This is a genomic window from Roseibium porphyridii (assembly GCF_026191725.2).
In the GTDB taxonomy this organism is placed as follows: domain Bacteria; phylum Pseudomonadota; class Alphaproteobacteria; order Rhizobiales; family Stappiaceae; genus Roseibium; species Roseibium porphyridii.
Genome location: NZ_CP120863.1, coordinates 1,353,181 through 1,373,401 on the forward strand (window position 1 = coordinate 1,353,181; position 20,221 = coordinate 1,373,401).

Consider the following 20,221-nt stretch of genomic DNA (forward strand, 5'->3'; position numbering starts at 1 on the left):
TAATTAGACATTTAGTCTGACGGCAGGTTGCCGTCAATGTGCTCTGTCGCCGGATCCGTGGCCAGTGTCCTGATATAGGCGCGTGAAAGCTTGTGCGCAGCACGTTCCGCAAAGTGTTTCATCGGAATATCTTCAACGATTTGCGCGTCGTCCAGCACCAGAATGCGGCTCGCCAGATGCTGTAAAGGTGCGAGGTCATGGCTGACAATCAGCATGGCCAGGCCCGTGTCCTGATGAAGCTTCTGCAACATCTCGATCGCTTGAACCCGGGTTGAAAAATCCAACGCCGAAAGTGGCTCGTCAAGGATCAGGACCTGAGGATCGGCAGCTATTGCCCGTGCCAAGGCAACGCGCTGACATTGCCCGCCTGACAACGCATGAGGCCGACGGGCCTGCATGTCCGGTGTGACGCCCAGATCATTCAGATAGGCTGATGCGTTGGACTTGCGTGAATTCGGCGCGCCGATGGCAAAGCCGTTCAGTGCCTCCATAACGGCGCCATGTGCAGAAAGATAAGGACTGAGTGACTGGACTGGATCCTGCCAAAGGTATTGCAACTTCCTGCGCGCTGATCCTTTGCCCGGGACGATGGAGGCACCGTTCAATCTGATGTCGCCGGTTGAAGGCTTTTCAAGGCCGACAAGGCATCGGGCAAGCGTTGATTTGCCCGCTCCGGATCGGCCGATCAGTCCGACGACCTCGCCTTGGCCGATGGTCAGACTGATGTCTCGCAGTATTGTGCGTCCATAATACCGTTTGGAAAACTTGGTGACGCTTAGCACGGTTTTGTTCGCAATCTGTCTGCTGCCTCCGTCAGTTGCCGTGCAGCTGACGCGCCTGACTGACCGAGCATCTTGATCGAACCGTCTTCAACTATTTCACCTGACTGCATGACCAGAACCCTATCGGCAACTTCCTGCACCGCATGCAGGTCATGACTTATGAAGAGCAAGGTCGCACCGGTCTCGGTGACCGCACTGCTCAGCGCGGTCAAAATGTCCAGTTCCGTCAGTATATCCAGTCCCGTCGTCGGTTCGTCCGCGATCAGCACCGCGGGGCGGAGGATCAGCGCCATCGCGATCAACACACGCTGTTTCATTCCACCTGAGAGCTGGTAGGGAAACTGCCGCGCCACGCCAGAAGGCAAGGCCACCTTGTCCAGCACATTCGGGATCACGTCCCTGGCGCGCGCACCGGCAATCCTTGCAGCTTCTTCCAGTTGCGGACCGACGCGTCTTGCGGGCGTCAGCGCCGACGCCGGGCTTTGAAAGATCTGGAAGACATTCCGTCCACGATGAGATCGCCAAAGGCTGGGAGGCGCGCCACGCATACTGATGCCATTGAGAATGAGATCGCCAGACGTCATGGACAGCGGCGGACGCAACAAACCGCACAGCGCAGCGGCGGTCAAAGACTTTCCCGAACCGCTTTCGCCGATCAAGCCAACGCGTTCACCCTTGGCCAAATCGAAACTGAGCTTGTTCAAAAGGCGTTGTCCGTGCGGTGCTGTGACAGTCAGGTCTCGCGTTGAGATCGCGCTCACCACTGGTAAGGCCTCCTCTTGTCCAGAAGGTCACGCAAACCTTCGCCGACCAGATTGAACGCGAGAACCGCGCAGACGACCGCAAGACCAGGTGCGATCAACATATGAGGAGCTTGTGCAAAAAAGGGTCGAGCTTCATTCAACATGGCGCCCCATTCGGGCATGGGCGGTTGCGCGCCGATGCCCAAAAAACTGAGTGAGGACAATGCCAACAGAACCGATGCTGTCTCCAGCGAGACGATTACGGCAAGCGGTGGCAGTATCTGTGGCAGAACATGTCTAAAAATCACCCTGGAACGGGACGCTCCGGCGAGATATGACGCTTTTACAAAGTCTCTTTCATTCGCCGACAACACAAGTGCACGAATTAGACGCGCATTTGAGGGCCACCAGGCAACGGCAACGCCGATGATCGATGCTTCCAGAGATGCCCCCATGAAGCCGATGACAGCCAATGCCAGCACAAGTGTCGGAAAGGCCATCACAATATCGGCGAGCCGCATCAGCAGCATGTCGGTGCGGCCACCTGCAAGACCTGCGATCAATCCCCAGGGAAGCGCTATGGCCAGGATTGCTCCCATCGTTTTGAGGGCAGCACCGAGTGAAATCGAAATCGCTGCAAGCAATCGTGCCAGCAGATCGCGTCCGAGATGATCTGTGCCGAGGAGATGTTTTTCGGACGGGCCTGCGAGCCGCGAGAGAAGATCCATTTTTTCAGGAGCCGGCAAATTCAAAGCACCGTGTACCAGAGCGAGCAGTGCGAAACCGGAGAGCAGGACAAGACCGATGATCAATCCGACATGTGCAGGCACGAATTTGCGTGAGAAACCGGGTTTGCCAAGAACTGTATCACTCATCGGCTAACCCGCGTCTGAGCTGCGGATCAGCGGTCACCAAAACAATGTCGGCCAAGAAGGACGTCACGAAAAAGACCAGTCCCATAAGTACGAGATATCCTTGAATGATCGGAAAATCCCGCTGGCCGATGGCTTGCAGGATCAGCTGTCCAAGCCCCGGCCAGCCGAAGATGCTTTCAACGATCACCGCGCCTCCCAAAAGCCCGCCCAGTGTATTGGACCAGACCGTGGTCATTGAACCAATAATCCTCGGGCCGACATGACCCAACAGGATGCCCAGAGGGCTGACGCCTTTGGCTATCGCGAGGCGAACGTAGTCCTCACAGGCCTCGGCGCGTACACGTTCATATACAAAGCGCCCCATCGCAGCGCCTGCGCCAATGCTGAGCGTCAATGCCGGGAGGATCAGATCGATTGCCGAACCGTTGCCAACCAGTCTTGACCACCCGAGATTGAGGACAAAGACGTGGATCAACAAGAGAGCAAGCCAAAACGAAGGGATGGAAACCAGCACAATCGAAACCGCACGTACACAGTTTGCTGTATAGCGGTCGGCCATGACGGCCAGCGTTCCAAGCGCAAGCGAGATGCCTATGGCGCCAACAAGCGAGGTTAGCGAGAGCATCAGGGTGGCAGGCAAGTAAAGTCCGATCTCGGCGATCACGCTCCGTCCAGTTGCAACAGAGGTGCCGAAATCGAATTGCAGAGCCCGCACCAGCCAATGTGCGTAACGAATGAAAAATGGTTTATCGAGGCCATATTCGGCCTTGATCGCTGCTATGTCTTCCGGTTTGGGTACAATGCCCATGGCACGCAGCTCCATTTGCACCGGGTCTCCCGGTGCAAGCGCCACGATTGCGAAGGCGACAAACGACATGCCCAGCAATGTGGGCAGTGTCATCGCCAGGCGTGTCAGCAGAAATTTGAGCATGTCAAAAGAGGGCGGCCGACTGACCGCCCTTTCGTTCTTCAGTTGTCGAAGCTGACATCGCCATAGCCGATCCAGTCAGCATATTCCGAGATCGGTACCGATACACCCGGACGTGACAGGGTGAAATTCGGTACCAGAAGGATCGGAATGCTGGATGTATGTTCGTCTACGATGGACTTATACGCCTGCCGCACCAGATCGATGGCCTCTTCGCGGCTTGATGCCACCCGAGAGGCTTTGGCCAGCTCATCCACATTGCCTCCAGGCGACGTGACGGCATAACCCCAAGGACTCATGGTTGTGAAGACATTGTAGAGAAGATAGGTGGGGTCGGTGTTGTTGTTGGAGGCAAACTCCAGATACATGTCCGCCTGACCGGGCCCGAAATACGTGTCGTTGTATACGCCACTGTCGGTTACTTCGACGATTTCGGTGCCGACACCGATGGCGGCAAACATCTGCTCCAGCATTTCCGGCATCGGTTTTACCGTTGAAACGTTCGGATAGGCGGCAACCATGCGAAGCTTGAGCTTGCGACCGTCCTTTTCGCGAATGCCGTCTTCGCCTATGACCCAACCGGCCTCGTCGAGCATCTTGCCAGCTTTCGACGGGTCATATGCAAAGCCATTGGCATGATCGTCCCCAAGATCAAACATCCAGCCAGGCAGGATTGTCTTGGCAGCCTGACCGCGTCCGCCATAAAGCACCTGGGCCAACGTTTCGCGGTCGATCGCCAAAGCCAGAGCCTGTCGAACGCTGATATCAGTCGTGATGTCGAAGGGGGCTTTGCCGAGCATATTGAACATAAGCGCTGCATAGCGGATTGGGCGGCTCTCATTCAAAACGACGGAACCATCTTGTGGCATGGACAACATCATTTGCGGGGTTACTTCGCCTATGACATCAACTTCGCCATTTTGCAGTGCCAACAGCCGGGCATTGTCATCGCCGATGAAAAGAAAGGTGATCTTGTCTATCTTGGGTGCTTGTCCCCAGTAGTTGGGGTTCCGGGTTACGGTGATCTGCTTTTTGGGTTCGTAACTCTCCAAAACATATGGGCCGGTACCAACCGGATATTCGGCCATGGCGTCCGTCGGCAGAAACAATGATGCTCCCCGATGGGTCATGTTCTCGATCACCAGGGCTGATTCAACTTCTGATCTGAACGAGATCTGATAGTCATCCAGCTTTTTGAAGCTGCTTTGATCGAGTTGCAGAAAATCGGATTTGTTCTGATCGTACAGCTTGAGAGAGGCAATTGCGCTGTCGGCATTGAAGGGTGTGCCATCTGAAAATGTAACACCCTCTTGCAGGGTCACTTTGTACGTGCCGTCTTCGTAGTCCCAAGCCTTGAACAGAAGCGGTGAGGGGTTGAAATTCGCGTCCGGCTTGACTGCAGTTTCAGCGATCTGGGCAGCAGGCCGCCTGGTCGTAAAGGTGAACTTGTCAGGCTTGACACTATAGCGGTCCGCTTTGACCGCGACCGTTAAATGTGTTTCGGCAACGGCATGCGTTGTGGTTGGCAGCGCGAGCAGCCCCAGCGCGGCGAAGGTGGCCAAGATCTTGGATTTGGACATTGAAGTGTTCCATCTGAGTTGATTTTCAAGGTGTGAAATCAGCTCGCCAGGGGTGGGCCCCGGATAAGATGGGACTGCTGTGTCAGTCGTTTGACGGCTACGTTGGAAATGTTGAATAGCTGGGTCGGTCCTGTGTCCGCAAGACTCAATGAAGCTGGCGGTGCGCCGCTTAGCAACGCAGCGATTTGCGTCGCAAAGAAATCGCAGTCGACATCAGATGGTTCGACCGGAGTGCCATCCGCCGACAATATGACGGTTTTGACACCAGCGCCGGTACATATCTCGATCGTGATGCTGTCGCCATCGAACGATAGCATCGTTCCAGGCGCACGCGCGACAGAAGCAAAAAGCAACGAGAACGCAATCAGCGTCCCCAAAATCGCCTTTGGCATCCGTTTCATTGGCATCCGTCTCCTAAACACCCGGCGACCTTTAGCATAGCAAGAATTGCGACACTATACCCATTGTTCCTTAGGTTGAAGCGGTTAAGATCGTGCCATGCTGCTTGCTCTTTCAAACACAACCTATCGCAGTCTCTTGCTGGCGCAGGTGCTGTCTGTTCTTGGGTCTGGCCTGGCGACAATAGCTCTGGGGTTGTTGGCTTACGATCTTGCTGGCGAAAATGCCGGGGCCGTGCTGGGTACGGCACTCGCGCTCAAGATGGTTGCTTATGTCGGATTGGCACCAGTCGCTGCTGCTTTGGCGGTAAAACTGCCCCGCAAGCCCTTTCTGATTTCACTGGATTGCGCGCGCGCTGCGCTCGTGTTGACGCTGCCATTTGTCACACAGATCTGGCAGATCTACGTTCTGATTTTTGCATTTCAGGCATTGTCAGCCGCCTTTACACCTAGTTTTCAGGCTCTCATTCCTGATGTTCTGAAAGATGAAAAAGCCTATACGCAGGCACTTTCCCTGTCGCGGTTGACCTACGATATTGAAGCCCTCATCAGCCCGATGCTGGCGGGCCTTCTGCTGTCGGTTGCCACATTTCACAGCCTGTTTGCCGGAACCGGTCTGGGGTTTCTCGCGTCAGCCTTGCTGGTGGCCGGTGCATCCCTGCCGTCACGAACTGCAAGCGCCAATGCCGCGCCATTTGCCAAACGTGTTACGCGTGGTCTTTGGATCTATCTTGCCACGCCGCGGTTGCGCGGAATGCTGGCGCTCTATATTGCAGTGGCTTCAGCAACCTCGATGGTGATCGTCAACACTGTTGTGCTGGTCAAATCCGACTTCGGTTTCGGCGACGGCACGGTTGCGATCTTCTTTGCAGCCAGCGGGGCCGGTTCAATGCTTGTCGCTGTGCTATTGCCACGGTTTCTGGAAAATCAAGCGCCGCGACCGATCATGCTGACCGGGGCACTTTTGCTAGGCGTTGCCTTGATGCTGTCCGCAATTGGGGTCGCACCCGCCGCGGCCCTCTTTCTGTGGTTCGTGCTGGGAGCAGGTGCATCAATGATCCAGACACCTTCTGGTCTTGTCATCACGCGTTCCTGCCACGATCAGGATCGCCCAGCTGTCTTCGCTGCGCAATTTGCTCTGTCGCATTCCACCTGGTTGATTGCTTATCCATTGGCCGGCTTTGTCGGTGCCTGGCTGGGTCTTTCGGCTGCGTTTGCGCTAATGGGTGCACTGTCTGTTGTTTCATTCGGGCTGGCGTTGGCGCTTTGGCCGGCACGCGACCCACGCGACCTTGAGCACGAACACGACGAGCTTGAGCACAGCCACGACTTGCAGGACGGGCTTCACCACGACGCCGGCATGGCAGTTGCCGGGTCTTTGCATCGTCATCGGCGAATAAAACACAAGCACGTTTTCATCATAGACGACCATCATCCAATCTGGCCGCGAGGGTAGTGCTGGAGTGAAACTATCCTGCCATTGAGCCACATGACAGTCGTGCCTGAGCCTTATCGATCACCATTGGCGCAACCAAGTTGCAGGCCGAGGTTACAGTGAGCTTTCAGGCGTTCTGTCTCGTCTGCAGACCAGTCCCCCGGCGCGGTAACTTCGGCCCAGGGGGCAACATAGTCTTGTGCGTAGTAGGCGTGGCCATGGCCGGGAGGAGCTCCGAATGACAAGGCCATGTCCAATGCAAGCTGAAACTGTGTGACGATCGGGATGAAGGTCAGATGATCCGACACGTCCTCGGCCGGTGGGTCATTCATCCAGGGTGGTGCACGCCAAAGGGAAAGTGGATCGTAGAATACGATTGGATCACTGGAATACTGCAGGAAAACAATGCGCATTCCGTTCCAGTCGGCTTCGGCCTTGGAGGCATCGGCGTAGTGGGAGGCATATCTGACAACAGACCCGTCGCCAATGGTTGGCAGAACCCAGGGGCTGCCTGGTTGTCGGGACGTTTGAACGTAGTGCCAAAGATCGGACGGAAAGGGAGGCCCGGCCCAAAAGGCCCCGTCAATCGGATCATCGATTAGACGAAACAGATTGGTTGCATACATGGATGACCAGGCACCAAGGCTGAGGCCGTGTGCGTAGAGCCTTGGACGCTGGTCTTTGGGCAGCGTTTTCCAGTAGCTGTGAACCACTTCCAGTAGCGCCGTTGCCTGATCCAGCCCGGTGCGGGTTTCGAGGATCAGTGCAAGAGGGGACTGCAAATAGGAATACTGGGCGCTTACGGTGGCTATATCGCCATTGTGCATGTACTCCACAGGGTCATGAGACCCTGGATCCATCCAGCCTGTGCCCGTAGGGCTGGTGACTACCAGCACTTTGCGTTCGAAAGCCTTGAGCCGTTTGAGTTCCGCGAGCGCAAGCTTCGCGCGCTCTTCCGGGGTCTCGCCATCGGCCCGGCCAACATAGACCCTGATGGGGTCCAGAGCCGGTTTGCCGGTAAAGGCAGAAATTGCGGCAGCATCCGGACCGCTGGTAATGAAATCCCGACCTGGTTGACCCATGGCCGCCCAGTCAATCAAGGATGCTGCAGATCCCGCCTGGTTCGGTTTGTCCGGTGGAGGCGGGGCTGTGTCGAAGAGGTTCTGTGCAGCTTCATAACTCTCATCAAGTCCGCGAACGACACCATCAAGAATGCCGTCACGGGTGACAACGAACAGGATCACAACAACGGTGACTGCGCCAAGTACATTTGCGCGTCGTGGAGGCATAAACCGGTAGAAGCGGCCTCTGATCCATCGAAACAGTGTCGCAACAATTGCACCAATGACATAGGCCCCTGCAAAGGTCAGAGTTGCGGAGATCAGAATTGTCGCAATGTGCTGTGCTTCGGCCGGCTCCAGCCCCATCTTGCTCCGAAGGCCGTTTTGCCATTCCAGGCTGAAGGTCAAGATCCAGACTGTGAGGCCAACGGCGACGATGATCAAAACAATGTTGCGCAGTCGGGCGAATTGCCGGGGCAGTCGCGGCATGTCCGCCGCCCACCAGATCAGTCCAACTGTTTTCCCAAGAAGGTACCCGAGTGCGACAACGATGCCGCCGAGAATGCCTTGCACAAGAGCATCGCGGGGGATCAGGGACGGCGTCAATGACGCGGCAAAAAACAACAGGCCGAGCATCAGGCACGGAATCGACAATCCGGTTATCAGTGAGCGAAACCAAAGCACCGCACTTATCCTTGCGCGTTCGTTGTCAGACCGGGCGGACTACCACACAAGTTCGTCTCATCCTTGCGCACCGGGATGTTGGCCGGTGCAGCTTTCAGGCTGTTTGAAGCTGTCGCATCCTTGACTGAAGTCTAGCTCAGGTTGCGAAAAATGTAAGGGGGATGTCGTGGTTCGAGCTTGTCAGCTCGAACCGTCATTGGCATTTGGAAAGAACAATTGCTGACCGTCAATTTCGAAGTCGGCGATTGACCGCTGACCTTCCCGGGACAGAAGCCAGTCGATGAAGATTTGCCCCGATTCCGCTTTCACATGCGGGTGCTTCTTCGGGTTTACGAGGATGACGCCATACTGATTGAACAGTCTGGCATCTCCTTCCACGGTGATCTTGTGGTCGCCCTTGTTGCCGAAGGCGATCCAGGTCGCGCGGTCAGTCAACACATAGGCGTTCATACCGGTGCCGGTGTTCAGTGTTGCGCCCATACCGGACCCGATCTCACGATACCAGCTTCCGGAATCCTCGGAAGGATCTATCCCGGCAGCTTTCCAAAGTCTTAGTTCGGCCTTGTGGGTTCCACTGTCATCGCCGCGTGAGGCAAAGAGTGCTTTGCTTTCGGAAATCTTCGAAAGCGCTGACACCACATCCCGGGATCCGGCAATGCCTGCAGGGTCATTGCTTGGGCCGACGATGACGAAGTCGTTGTACATCACATCAGCTCGTGCAACACCGAAGCCGTCCGCCACGAATTTTTCTTCTGATGGTTTTGAATGCACCAGCAGGACATCGCCATCACCATTGGCCGCATTCTTGATGGCCTGACCCGTACCGACCGCGACAACGCGGACTTCAATGCCGGTCTTTTTCTGAAATTCTGGCAGGAGCTGATCGAAAAGACCTGAATTCTGTGTCGACGTCGTTGACTGCACAATGATGAAATTCTCGTCGGCAGCAGCCGGTAGAACCGTAAGCATGCCAGCAACCAAAGATGCCAAGGTGCTCTGAAAGATCCTTTTAATCACGCTTTTCTCCCGGATTTTTCCGACATGGTTTCGATGTTGGCACCGAGATAGATCCGCCCGTCGCGCCAGGCGCGAACCGGTTCGCTTTTCGGTGCGCTCAGGACCTGTTGAACGTCGCCGGTCTCGGCAATCTTTCCGTCTTGAAGGAAAATGAGATCCTCACCGACACGCTTCGCCTGACCGGCATCATGAGTGACCATGACAATGGTCACGCCGCGTGTGTTGGCTTCCAAAACGAGCTGTTCGATTGCGGCAGTCGACGCAGGGTCGAGATTCGCAGTGGGTTCATCCAGGAACAACAGGTCGGGTTCGCAGGCAAGTGCACGCACGACCGCCAGGCGTTGCTGTTCACCGCCGGACAGGACGCGGGCGGGCCGTTTTGCAAGATGGCTGAGACCGGCAATTGCCAAGGCTTGCTCGATCTTTTCCGATCTTATGCGGCCGTTCAGCCCCCGCACGGAGAGGGCAAACTTCAGGTTTGCGAAGACCGATCTGCGCAAGAGCACAGGGCGCTGGAATACCATCGCCTGAGAGCGCCGTGCTTCTGCAGTGAGCTTAGCGCCGTTCCACAGGATGTTGCCGGTCTCCGGGCGCAGCAACCCGTGCATGAGCCTCAAGAGGAGGCTCTTTCCGGCTCCGTTCGGCCCCATGATCAAGGTGCGCGAGCCTGGTCGAATTTCAAGGCTGATATCTCTGAGCAGCCGATCTCCTCCGGCAGAAAAACTCAAGCCTTTCGTTTCCAACAACGGCTCTTGCGGGCGCGGGGGTGCAATGCTGCCGACTGCGGAATGAAACTCCAGATCACGCATAGGCGGCCCTCACTGCGGATGCGCGCAATGCCATGACACCTGCGTTCACGGCAAAGGCAATCACAAGCAGTATGACACCGAGCGCCAGAGCGAGTTGCAAATTGCCTCGCGATGTTTCCAGCGCAATCGTTGTTGTCATCACACGGGTGACGTGGTTGATATTTCCGCCAACAATGATCACGGCACCGACTTCGGCTACCGCCCGGCCAAAGCCCGCCAGTGCGACTGTCATCAGGCTGTATCGAGCATCCCAAAGCATTGCGGTCAGGCGATCGAAAGCGCCAACACCCATGGAAGCGAATTGCTCTGCATATTCGCGGTTCAGATCTTCAACGACCTGCCGGGTGAGCGCGGCAACAATCGGTGTTACCAGGATCATTTGAGCAATGATCATTGCAGTGGGCGTATAAAGCAGTCTGAGGGGGGCCAGCGGTCCGGAGGCCGAAAGCATCAGGTAAACCATCAGTCCGACGACCACCGGGGGCAATCCCATCAGTGCATTGAGGACAACGGCAATCAGGGTGCGTCCTGGGAAATTGAATGTGCCGACGGCAGCTCCAAGCGGCAGTCCGATCAGGCAGGAAAAGAAAACAGCCGTCAGAGTGACCCGCATTGACAGGCCGATTATCTCCATCAGGTCCGGATCAAGTGCGAAAACAAGGCCGAATGCCCCAGCAAGTGCACCCCAGAAACTGTCCATTCTTGTGCTATTCCTCCCAGTCTTCGGGAAAAAATAACGTAGAATGCATAAAAAACCAACTCAAAGTCCGTTTGAGCCGAAAATAATTTCCACGACGCTTTCAAAAATCAGTCGCTCGGATGTTGATCACGGCTCCTGATTGGATGTGTGAAGGCTTTGTTCGGGAGCGTGCGTCTCCAGAACCTTCCTGGCCACGCGGAAACACTCAAGCGCTTGGGGCACTCCGCAATAGATGCCAACGACGTGGATGATTGCGCGAATTTCTTCCATTGAAACGCCGTTGTTGATCGCGCCCTTGCAATGGATTTCCCACTCGGTCATTTTGCCGAGCGCGCCGATCATTGCCAGGTTCATCATGGATCGTGTCTTGGCATCAATCACGTCATCGCCCCAGCCAAAGCCCCAGCACCAGGCTGTCATGGCTTCCTGGAAGGGCTTCGTAAGCTCATCAGCCGCAGCCAGGTTTTTTTCAACATAGGCATCGCCGAGCGTCGCCTTGCGTTGGGCAAGACCCTTTTCAAACAGTTCCCAATCCATGATTTACCTCAGCTTGATGGCGACGTTTTTTGTCTGAACATAGTTGAGCAACGCCTCGCGGCCCTTTTCGCGGCCATATCCGGATTGACCGAAGCCGCCGAAAGGTGTCTCGACGCCTCCTGCGTACCATTCATTCACGAAGACCTGACCGGCACGCAGGCGATCGGCTGCTCGCATTGCGCGATCGATGTCGGCAGTAAAGACCCCTCCTACCAGCCCATAAGGCGTGGCGTTGGCAATGTTAATAGCTTCGTCTTCAGTGCTGAACTTCAGAACAGAGAGCACGGGCCCGAAAACCTCGTCTCGGGCAATGGCCATTTGTGGCGTCACATCCGTCAGGACGGTTGGCTCCAGAAAGTAGCCAGGCCGGTTCAAGCGCCTGCCGCCTGTGGCAGCGCGCGCTCCTTCCCGTTCAGCCTCAGACACCATGCCGCAGGCGCGTTGACACTGGTTTTCGGAAATCATCGCGCCCATGTTCGAACCGAAGTCTGGAAAGTCCATGCCGTTCCCGACCTGCAGCGTCTCTGCCATTGCGACGATCCCGTCGACAAGCTTGTCATGTATCGTTTCCTGAACAATGACCCTGGACATTGCCGAACAAACCTGACCCGCGTTGAAATAGATGCCCCAACGGACATCGGACAGAAAGGAGTCCAGGTCAGCGTCGTCGTGGACGATCGCAGCCGATTTACCGCCCAGTTCGAGAACACACGGCACGACGTTCTGCGCGGCAGCGGTGGCGATTGCTGCGCCGGTCGGGACAGACCCGGTGAAAACGATCTGATTGACTTCGGGATGGGCCGCAAGGGCTGCGCCTGCGTCTTTGCCCAGCCCGCAAATGATGTTGAGAGCACCGCTAGGCAAATCGCAGGCGATAGCTGCGTCGGCGAAAAACCTGTTGGTGAGCGGATCGAGTTCGGGCGTTTTCACAACCACGGAGCAACCGACGGCAAGAGCGGCGGACACAGACCTGGCGGTCATCTCCATCGGATAGTTCCACGGGATGATCTGTGCAGAAACACCAAAAGGAATATGAGTGGTGAAATCGAAGTATCCGTCCCCCAGAGGGATCGAGCGGCCTTCCATGGTTTCGGCCTGATTGCCGTAATACTCGAAATACCTTGCAGCCCCTTCGATCTCCAGTTTGGCTTCCCACAAGGGTTTTCCTGCTTCTCTTGTCAGGATCGGGGCGATTTCATCAATCCGGTCCAGAAGATAGTCGCCCATTCGGCGCACAATCCGCCCCCGTTCGACCGGGCGCAATCCGGACCAGGCTCGATGCTCACTTAGCGCTTTTGCTGCACTTACGGCGCGGTCGACATCGGTTGCATCGGCCAATGCCTGTTCAGCAAGCTTTTCGCCGGTCGCCGGGTCAAGAACGTCAAGACGGCCTGCGCCACCACCTACGAAATTGCCACCAATGAAGTTCTGCCAAAGGCCTGGAATGTCTGTCACTGAACCTTGATCCTGTGAGCATGAAGACGATCATAGTGGGGTTTCATGCGCCGATAGACGTGTTGAACCCTGAACGGTGCTTCCGAGATCTCGACATACTTGCGGGGTTGCGGTTCGAGGCCTGTCGAGTTTTTCAGATTGGCGTGAAAAGAGCCGCCGTCCCACCAGCTGTATTGACCAGTATCCGCGCTAGGTTGCCAGCTCAGGGCGCTTTCCAAAAATGGGATGCCGACGGCTGCGCAGAATGCATCGACAGTGCCATGCGGGTTTTCCAAAAGGTCGTTGCTGTCGATCACAGGGGGCGTGGTGCCATTCAGCGCGGTGAGCAGATCAAAGAGTGCACGCTGCTCGGGAAAGCCGACTTCGGCGGCATCGAAGTCTGGCCATTTGTGATACATAGATGTGATGGTCAGCGCTGGATCGCGGATCAGAAAGGCATGTGTGAAGTTGGACAAAAACTGCTCATCCCACATATGGCAGATGTAGTGCGGGAAGTCCTTCAAGAAGACCGGGGCCTTCTCAGCACGTGCCTGGATATCATCCCATACGCTTTCAAGCGTCAGCCCGGGCGTCGTCTTTTCGTGAGGTTGCCAGCGGGGCCAGAACGGTATCTCGCCCTGATACCAGGCTTCACCGAACGGTTCATGCAGGCAATCCAGATCGCCCCGTTGGCGCATCATCCATTCAAAGGCCGTTGAGGTGGACCGCGGGATGGCCCATAGCGCGATGATCTTATGCATGAAGCGTCTCCAACAACATTCCATGCCGGCCGACCGGTGCAAGCTCCAATGATTTGAAAATCCGCCAGTAAAGCGCAGTGTCGTGGGCGATGACCGGTTTCCCGAGCATGGCTTCGAGTTCTGGGGTGAGATGCAGCATACGTTCCGGGAGATGGTCCGCCCCGCTGCGGAAATTGACCATTCCGTTGGCCAGATAGGCATCCGCACCTGGTGCCTGCTCTGCGACATAGGCAAAACTCTTGGCGGCGAGGTCGCCGTCAAATATCCACCTCTTTGCGTTCACATCTTCCTGTGATGAAAACCAGCCCTGATCGACAAAATTGCCTGCCCAGACCACATCGAACCCGGCTTCTTTCAAAAAGGCGACGGTGCCCTGCCACCAATCTGGCCAATGATAGACAGCGTTCAGTGCGACCTTTTCAACATTCATGGCGCGCAACGCTTCCACCATTGCAAAACCGGCCATGTGAAAAGCCAGGCCATGACGGTCGCTCAGCTTCTTGCAAAAATCTGCAATACCCTGCACACCAAGACCCGAAGCATGGACCCAGTTTGAGCCAACCTGACCGCAGGCATTTGCACCGTTGTTGGCCATGACCGCAGCAAATTCTTCCAGCATCTGGAAGTTCTGCGCCCGTTGATCCAATTGATGTGCGTAGTCTGGCACATGCAACATCCAGCCGTGAACGCCAACGCTGCGCGGTGCGATGCGCAGAAAATCACTTGGGGCGGCATCCCAATCATGTGGCGGACATGTAAACCCGACCTGATGCGGGAACAGCTTCTGATCCGTTGTCCAATGCAACGGCATGCTGCTTTTCTTCGGTGCCGGTGCGGCCATCAGGCCTCTCTCATCCAGCTCTGAAGGGCCTTGATCGAATGCTCTGAATGCACGCCACAAGCAGGGTCCAGGACCAGGGGGCCGGGCGTATACCCGCGGCTCTTGAGTCCCTTGTGGACGGATTCCACGAGATAGATGTCTTCCTCGACGGTGGTCGAACGGTCCTGAACTGCAAGCCGCCGTATGACTTCGCTATCGACGCCATCCACCGTGTACCAGCCGCGCCAGACCACAACGTGGTCAACGTCTACCGGACGCCAATGGTACGTGTTCAGAATGTTTCCCGGATAGACCTGGAAGGAAAACAAGGGCCAGAGAAACCATGACGAGTAATCGCCTGCATGTTCATTCGAGGCAAGGTCGACGTCGTAGGTCATCCGATCCAGGTTCTGGCATTCTGTTGTGTGCCGGAGGCAATATCCCTGGGGCTGAATATCGTAGGTTTCCGGTCTTATGACGCCGGTTGCAAAGGTTGGGTGGTTGATGGGGCAGTGGTAGCACTCGGAGTAGTTTTCGACCGAGACTTTCCAATTGCAGTTTTCTTCTATTTCCACCCACTCAAGCGGCTTCAGCCGGTCGATGTGCGGGACGAAGGAACGCAGCTCTTCACGAACACTTGGGAACCAGTCATCCATCGGTTTTGCGTTCGGGTCGAGATTGACGAACAGGAAACCGCAGAAGTCTTCAATCTGAACGGATGTGAGGCAGATCTTGTTGCGATCGAACCCGGGAACTGAACGCACATTCGGGCCAGACCGCAATCCGCCCGTCAGCTCGTATGTCCAGCTGTGATAGGGGCAGACCAGCAACTTGGTATTGCCTTCGCCTTGCACAAGTTGGTGAGCCCTGTGCTGGCAAACGTTGTAATAGGCTCTGAGGGTGCTGTCCTTGTCGCGCAGGCAGATGAGACTTTCGCCGGCGATTTCGATCGTGAAGTAGTCTCCTGGTTTTTCGAGAAGCGAGGAGTGTCCGGCAAATTGCCACGTTCGCGCCAGCAAGCCACTTTTTTCAAGCTCGTAGTGATCCGGGTCGGTGTAGTACCGGGCTTCGAGGGAATGAATGAGCTGGCTGTGAACGTTCATGAGCGGTCCTTCCACTCTTCCTGATAGAGCCCCATGGTGTGACGGCGTGTGTGGAAGCGTTCGATGCTTGAGATCACCTCTTCCGGCGCGTCGGCGATTACGAAGGCAAGCAGTGTTTCCAGCAGGGCAATGGTTGATACGGAGGATGGAAAGAATTGAGGTGTTTCCGCATCGACGATGAAGGAGTGCTTGCTGCCGACAACGATGGGTGAGGCGGGGCTGTCCGAGATGGCGATGACCGTCAGGCCCTGTTCACGCGCAACTTCTACTGCCTTGATCACGTCTGTCCGATAGGGCTTGCAGGTCATTGCAACGATCACGTCGCGCTCGTCTGCCCGTGCCAGGTCATCCGTGGCGACAGACCCCATGCGAGGAATGGTCCAGATCGTATCGACGGCCATATCTGCCAGATAGGTGAAGTTGCGAGCGTTCGAGTTGTTGACGCCGACACCGAGCACGTAGGTGTGACGCGCATTAACGATCGCATCGGCCGCAGCCTTCATGTCGTCCGCGGTGGTGGTGGCGAACGTGTTTTCGATATTCGAAATTGCGCAAGCTGCCATTTCCGCAAACAGGCTGCCAAGCTGCCCCCCTTTGGCGAGCGACTGCAACCAGCGTGCCCGATCGGGAAAATCCGTGCCGCGGCTGCGGATGGCTTCGCGAAACGGGTGCCGGAAGTCTTCATAGCCTTCGAACCCGACGGAGCGGGCCATGCGTACGAAAGTGTTTGGTTTCACACCGGCCGCGTCCGCGATTTCGCGGATCGAGCTCACACCGACATCATTCGGGTTTTCAAGCACATAGCTGGCGGCCTTGCGCAACTCCGGCGTGAGTTCCTCAAGCTCGGTCGCCAGGTCTTCCAGCACGTCCTGGGGGGCTTTCAAATCTGCTTTTGGTACATTCATATCATTCATGATTGACGAGAGTACATTTGTACAATTACGCTGTCCATCGAAAAATCACCGGCCATGGAGCTTAAGTCTTGTCGGAAACGGAAACGTCGAAACTGCCCAAACACGCACGTGTGGTCATCGTGGGTGGCGGGATCATGGGCTGCGGTCTCGCATACCACCTGGCGCATGAAGGCTGGTCGGATGTCGTGCTCCTTGAAAAGGCCGAACTGACTTCCGGATCGACCTGGCATGCCGCCGGTCAGATCACGCATTCCACATCGAGTTTCGGCCTCGGGAAATGTGTCGGATACAACATCGATCTCTATTCCGGCTTGCTGGAGGAAGAGACCGGACAATCGGTCACCTGGCATGGTTGCGGGTCGTTCCGGCTTGCCTACACACAAGACGAGATGGACTGGCTGCGCCACACCATGAGCGTCGGCAGAGCCCTGAAGTTTCCCATGGAGCTTGTCAGCCCTGACCGTATTCGTGAGTTGCATCCCTTCTACAATCTGGATGGCGTTCTGGGCGGATTGCATACGCCGGAAGACGGGCACGCAGATCCGTCAGGCGTGACCCAGGCACTGGCTATCGGTGCCCGAAAACTCGGCGTGAAGATCGTTCGGCGCTGCCGGGCAACCGACATCAAACAGCAGGCCAATGGTGAGTGGAAAGTCTCGACCGAGCTTGGAGACATCACCTGCGAGCATGTGGTCAATGCGGGTGGCACCTATGCACGGCAGATGGGTGAGTGGAGTGGGCTTCAACTGCCGATGACTTCCATGACCCACCACTACATCGTCACAGACACAGTTCCTGAATTCCTGGAGCTGGATCAGGAGCTGCCTGTGATCCGCGACGACAAACTTGTCTCCGGCTACATTCGCATGGAGCAGAAATGCGGCCTGATCGGTATTTATGAAAAGGAGAATCCCAACACCGTGTGGGAAGAGTTCTGCCCGTGGGAGGCTGAAAACGAACTCTTTGAAGCGGACTATGACCGCATCATGCCATGGCTGGAAAATGCCATGGACCGGATGCCGATCTTTTCTGAACTTGGCATCAAGCGCGAAGTTCATGGTGCAATTTCCCATCCGCCTGATGGCCATCCGTTGATTGGGCCGGCTCCCGGTGTGCGAAATTACTGGTGCTGTTGCGGGACACAAATCGGCATTGGCTGGGGCCCGGGGCTGACGCGGGAACTCGCACGATGGATGGTTCACGGTGCTGCCGACATCTCCATGCGCGAATTCGACCCAAGGCGATTTGGAGACTATGCGGACAAGGACTGGCAAGTGGTCAAGGCCAAGGAAGACTACTGTCTTCGGCACGAAATTCCGTTCCCCCATTTCAATCGTCTCGAAGGACGGCCGGTCAAGCCCAGCCCGCTCTATGAGCGGTTGAAGGAAAAGGGGGCTGTCTATGAAGAGGTTTATGGTCATGAGCGTCCGCGCTGGTTTGCACGAAACGGTCTGGAACAAAGGGACTACTATTCCTTCAAGCGGGCGGAATGGCATGATGTCGTAGGTGAGGAGATGCGTGCCGTTCGATCAGCCGCCGGCATAATGGACATATCGGCTTTCACCAAGGTTGAGCTCACCGGACGGGATTCTGAGGCCTATCTGGACAGGCTCGTTGCAAACAGGCTGCCCAAGAAGGTTGGCGGCATAGCGCTCACCCACATACTCAATCGACGGGGTCGGATCGAATTGGAGCTGACCGTCGTCAGGCTTGAAGAAAATCGCTTCTATCTTGTTTGCGCTGCCTTTTTCGAACAGCGGCTGCTGGACCATCTGGCACAAGAACTTAACGGCGAAGCCGTAACGGTTCGAAACCTGTCCACTGAGTGGGGCGCGATGACGCTCAATGGACCTTTGGCTCGCGACATCCTGCAGCCGAACACATCAGCGCGGCTCGACAATGCTGCATTTCGCTGGCTGACAGCGCAGGAAATTGAAGTCGCGGGCAGGAAGCTCTGGGCTTTGCGTATGTCTTATGCAGGCGAACTTGGCTGGGAATTCCACATTCCACGCGAGGACATGCTCGCAGTCTATGACGCTCTGTGGAAGACAGGGGAACCGCTTGGGCTGACCGACTACGGCTCTTTTGCCATGAATGCGTTGCGTCTGGAAAAAGGGTTTAAAGGCGCGGGAGAACTCACCAACGAAGTCACCTTGCCGGAAGCGGATGTGATGCGCTTCGTCAAATTGGACAAGGCGGATTTCCTCGGTAAGTCGGCAACGGTCGACAGCGCAGAGGCGGCCGAATTGTCCTGGATATGCGTCTATCTGGAAGTTGAACCTGACGGTTTAGAAGACGGCCATGGCGGTGAGGCTGTGTTGTTGAACGGAGAAGCGGTTGGGGCAACGAGCTCCGTCGCCTATGGCCACACGGTTGGCAAGATTCTGGCATTTGCCTATGTCAGACCGGACGCCGCAACTCCAGGCCAGGAACTTGAAGTTGTCATCATGAATTCGCCTCGCAAAGCGCGGGTGCTTGAAGTTCCAGCCTACGATCCAGACAGTCTGTTGCCACGCACCGATGCCAGGGTGGAGGTCGCAGCCGAATGAGCCTTCCGGCAAAGATGAACGCCATGGTTCTGGAGGGTCACGGCGGTCTTGATCAACTGGTCTGGCACGAAGATTGGCCAGTGCCTGTGCCGACGGAAGGTGAAGTGTTGATCAAGGTCGGTGCCTGCGGTTTGAACAACACTGACGTCAACACTCGGTCCGGCTGGTATTCCAAGACCGTTTCGGATGCGACTACGGGCGGCGCATATGAAGAGGTTGATGAAAGCGATCCGACCTGGGGTGGTCGGCCGATCACCTTTCCGCGCATACAAGGAGCCGATGCCGTCGGGGTTGTCGTTGGTTTGGGTAACGGAGCGCCTCAAAACCTTCTAGGCCAACGTGTGCTTGTCGATTGCTGGCTGCGTGACTGGTCGGATCCAAAGAACCGCGACAAGACCGGATATTTCGGCTCAGAATGTGACGGTGGTTATGCCCAATACACAAAGGTCGATGCGAAAAACGTTGTTGCCATCAATTCGTCGCTAAGCGATGCGGAATTGGCGACCTTCTCCTGTTCCTATACGACCGCTGAAGGCATGCTCAGTCGAGCGGCAGTGGGCGCAGACGACACGGTTCTGATCACCGGTGCATCCGGGGGCGTTGGCTCAGCGCTGATCCAACTGGCGAAACGGCGCGGTGCCACGGTCATTGGACTTGCGTCCATTTCGAAGCATGAAATTGTCAAGGAACTTGGCGCAGACGTCGTTCTGGAGCGTGCGCCGGAGGACCTTAAGGCCGCGCTCAATTCGGCGATCGGCAGTCAGACTGTTTCTGTCGTCGCCGACATTGTCGGCGGAGACCACTGGCCATCGCTGATCGACGCGCTTGAAAGAGGCGGACGGTATACGTGTTCCGGGGCAATCGCCGGCCCGATCGTCGACTTCGATCTAAGGACTTTCTATTTGCGAGATCTGACCTTTACCGGTTCAACCGTAGTCGCACCGCATATCTTCGGTGACCTGGTGGGCTATATCGAACGGGAGGAAATCCGGCCTGTTCTGGCCGCCACCTATCCCTTGAAGGATTTCCATGCTGCGCAGACGGCCTTTATCGACAAGAAACACGCAGGCAACATTGTGGTGGTGCCGTGA

19 protein-coding genes are annotated in these 20,221 nt (G+C 56.3%); 3 read left to right on the forward strand and 16 right to left on the reverse strand.

All coding sequences use genetic code 11. The annotated features are described in order from the left end of the window. Window positions 1-11: 11 nt before the first annotated feature. From K1718_RS06385 to K1718_RS06410, 6 genes are read right to left on the reverse strand one after another with little or no spacing between them, the layout of a single operon-like run. Complete coding sequence (locus tag K1718_RS06385) at window positions 12-782, reverse strand: ABC transporter ATP-binding protein (protein ID WP_173005907.1); 771 nt, start codon at window positions 780-782, stop codon at window positions 12-14. Then, window positions 776-1,543: an ABC transporter ATP-binding protein gene (locus K1718_RS06390; RefSeq protein WP_173005908.1), complete on the reverse strand. Its 768-nt coding sequence runs from the start codon at window positions 1,541-1,543 to the stop codon at window positions 776-778. The genes K1718_RS06385 and K1718_RS06390 overlap by 7 nt, the downstream gene beginning before the upstream one ends. Next, window positions 1,540-2,400, reverse strand: a complete 861-nt coding sequence (locus K1718_RS06395; RefSeq protein WP_152500140.1) for an ABC transporter permease — start codon at window positions 2,398-2,400, stop codon at window positions 1,540-1,542. The genes K1718_RS06390 and K1718_RS06395 overlap by 4 nt, the downstream gene beginning before the upstream one ends. Next, the gene (locus K1718_RS06400; RefSeq protein ID WP_265683151.1) at window positions 2,393-3,331 is read right to left on the reverse strand and encodes an ABC transporter permease; all 939 of its coding nucleotides are present in this window, start codon (window positions 3,329-3,331) and stop codon (window positions 2,393-2,395) included. The genes K1718_RS06395 and K1718_RS06400 overlap by 8 nt, the downstream gene beginning before the upstream one ends. A gap of 38 nt (window positions 3,332-3,369) precedes the next feature. After that, window positions 3,370-4,908, reverse strand: coding sequence for an ABC transporter substrate-binding protein (locus K1718_RS06405; protein ID WP_265683153.1), 1,539 nt, complete (start codon window positions 4,906-4,908; stop codon window positions 3,370-3,372). Window positions 4,909-4,946: 38 nt separating this feature from the next. Beyond that, entirely contained in the window at window positions 4,947-5,309 is a 363-nt protein-coding gene (locus tag K1718_RS06410; RefSeq protein ID WP_152500143.1) for a hypothetical protein, read from the reverse strand. Window positions 5,310-5,406: 97 nt separating this feature from the next. Here K1718_RS06410 and K1718_RS06415 point away from each other — a divergent pair, with 97 nt between their 5' ends. After that, entirely contained in the window at window positions 5,407-6,762 is a 1,356-nt protein-coding gene (locus tag K1718_RS06415) for an MFS transporter (protein ID WP_265683155.1), read from the forward strand. Window positions 6,763-6,815: 53 nt separating this feature from the next. On the opposite strand, the gene K1718_RS06420 is transcribed toward K1718_RS06415, so the two are convergent. The 10 genes from K1718_RS06420 to K1718_RS06465 form a co-directional block, all read right to left on the reverse strand. Further along, window positions 6,816-8,486 carry an alpha/beta hydrolase gene (locus tag K1718_RS06420; protein ID WP_265683157.1) on the reverse strand — a complete coding sequence of 557 codons (1,671 nt, stop codon included), beginning with the start codon at window positions 8,484-8,486 and terminating at the stop codon, window positions 6,816-6,818. 180 nt (window positions 8,487-8,666) lie between these two features. Then, window positions 8,667-9,455, reverse strand: a complete 789-nt coding sequence (locus K1718_RS06425; protein ID WP_265684670.1) for an ABC transporter substrate-binding protein — start codon at window positions 9,453-9,455, stop codon at window positions 8,667-8,669. 44 nt (window positions 9,456-9,499) lie between these two features. Next, on the reverse strand, window positions 9,500-10,312 hold the full coding sequence (locus K1718_RS06430; RefSeq protein ID WP_265683164.1) for an ATP-binding cassette domain-containing protein: 813 nt from the start codon (window positions 10,310-10,312) through the stop codon (window positions 9,500-9,502). Then, window positions 10,305-11,012 carry an ABC transporter permease gene (locus K1718_RS06435; RefSeq protein WP_265683166.1) on the reverse strand — a complete coding sequence of 236 codons (708 nt, stop codon included), beginning with the start codon at window positions 11,010-11,012 and terminating at the stop codon, window positions 10,305-10,307. Before K1718_RS06435 ends, K1718_RS06430 begins: the two co-directional genes overlap by 8 nt. 126 nt (window positions 11,013-11,138) lie before the next feature. Then, entirely contained in the window at window positions 11,139-11,549 is a 411-nt protein-coding gene (locus K1718_RS06440) for a carboxymuconolactone decarboxylase family protein (RefSeq protein WP_265683168.1), read from the reverse strand. A 3-nt stretch (window positions 11,550-11,552) separates the two neighbouring features. After that, window positions 11,553-13,004, reverse strand: a complete 1,452-nt coding sequence (locus K1718_RS06445) for an aldehyde dehydrogenase family protein (protein WP_265683170.1) — start codon at window positions 13,002-13,004, stop codon at window positions 11,553-11,555. Next, window positions 13,001-13,744 (reverse strand): sulfotransferase-like domain-containing protein, encoded by a 744-nt coding sequence (locus tag K1718_RS06450; protein ID WP_265683172.1) that lies wholly within the window; start codon window positions 13,742-13,744, stop codon window positions 13,001-13,003. The genes K1718_RS06445 and K1718_RS06450 overlap by 4 nt, the downstream gene beginning before the upstream one ends. Further along, entirely contained in the window at window positions 13,737-14,585 is an 849-nt protein-coding gene (locus K1718_RS06455) for a hypothetical protein (protein ID WP_265683173.1), read from the reverse strand. Before K1718_RS06455 ends, K1718_RS06450 begins: the two co-directional genes overlap by 8 nt. After that, the gene (locus K1718_RS06460; protein ID WP_265683175.1) at window positions 14,585-15,667 is read right to left on the reverse strand and encodes an aromatic ring-hydroxylating oxygenase subunit alpha; all 1,083 of its coding nucleotides are present in this window, start codon (window positions 15,665-15,667) and stop codon (window positions 14,585-14,587) included. The genes K1718_RS06455 and K1718_RS06460 overlap by 1 nt, the downstream gene beginning before the upstream one ends. Next, window positions 15,664-16,572: a MurR/RpiR family transcriptional regulator gene (locus K1718_RS06465; protein ID WP_152500151.1), complete on the reverse strand. Its 909-nt coding sequence runs from the start codon at window positions 16,570-16,572 to the stop codon at window positions 15,664-15,666. The genes K1718_RS06460 and K1718_RS06465 overlap by 4 nt, the downstream gene beginning before the upstream one ends. Before the next feature lie 77 nt (window positions 16,573-16,649). Here K1718_RS06465 and K1718_RS06470 point away from each other — a divergent pair, with 77 nt between their 5' ends. Then, on the forward strand, window positions 16,650-19,130 hold the full coding sequence (locus K1718_RS06470) for an FAD-dependent oxidoreductase (protein WP_265683179.1): 2,481 nt from the start codon (window positions 16,650-16,652) through the stop codon (window positions 19,128-19,130). Further along, entirely contained in the window at window positions 19,127-20,221 is a 1,095-nt protein-coding gene (locus K1718_RS06475; protein WP_265683181.1) for an alcohol dehydrogenase family protein, read from the forward strand. The genes K1718_RS06470 and K1718_RS06475 overlap by 4 nt, the downstream gene beginning before the upstream one ends.

Coding starts and splice junctions, on each gene's coding strand:
- K1718_RS06395 (WP_152500140.1), bottom strand. CDS start 2,400: ATGAGTGATACAGTTCTTGGCAAACCCGGTTTCTCACGCAAATTCGTG.
- K1718_RS06400 (WP_265683151.1), bottom strand. CDS start 3,331: ATGCTCAAATTTCTGCTGACACGCCTGGCGATGACACTGCCCACATTG.
- K1718_RS06405 (WP_265683153.1), bottom strand. CDS start 4,908: ATGTCCAAATCCAAGATCTTGGCCACCTTCGCCGCGCTGGGGCTGCTC.
- K1718_RS06410 (WP_152500143.1), bottom strand. CDS start 5,309: ATGAAACGGATGCCAAAGGCGATTTTGGGGACGCTGATTGCGTTCTCG.
- K1718_RS06415 (WP_265683155.1), top strand. CDS start 5,407: ATGCTGCTTGCTCTTTCAAACACAACCTATCGCAGTCTCTTGCTGGCG.
- K1718_RS06425 (WP_265684670.1), bottom strand. CDS start 9,455: ATGCTTACGGTTCTACCGGCTGCTGCCGACGAGAATTTCATCATTGTG.
- K1718_RS06430 (WP_265683164.1), bottom strand. CDS start 10,312: ATGCGTGATCTGGAGTTTCATTCCGCAGTCGGCAGCATTGCACCCCCG.
- K1718_RS06435 (WP_265683166.1), bottom strand. CDS start 11,012: ATGGACAGTTTCTGGGGTGCACTTGCTGGGGCATTCGGCCTTGTTTTC.
- K1718_RS06440 (WP_265683168.1), bottom strand. CDS start 11,549: ATGGATTGGGAACTGTTTGAAAAGGGTCTTGCCCAACGCAAGGCGACG.
- K1718_RS06450 (WP_265683172.1), bottom strand. CDS start 13,744: ATGCATAAGATCATCGCGCTATGGGCCATCCCGCGGTCCACCTCAACG.
- K1718_RS06455 (WP_265683173.1), bottom strand. CDS start 14,585: ATGGCCGCACCGGCACCGAAGAAAAGCAGCATGCCGTTGCATTGGACA.
- K1718_RS06460 (WP_265683175.1), bottom strand. CDS start 15,667: ATGAACGTTCACAGCCAGCTCATTCATTCCCTCGAAGCCCGGTACTAC.
- K1718_RS06465 (WP_152500151.1), bottom strand. CDS start 16,572: ATGAATGTACCAAAAGCAGATTTGAAAGCCCCCCAGGACGTGCTGGAA.
- K1718_RS06475 (WP_265683181.1), top strand. CDS start 19,127: ATGAGCCTTCCGGCAAAGATGAACGCCATGGTTCTGGAGGGTCACGGC.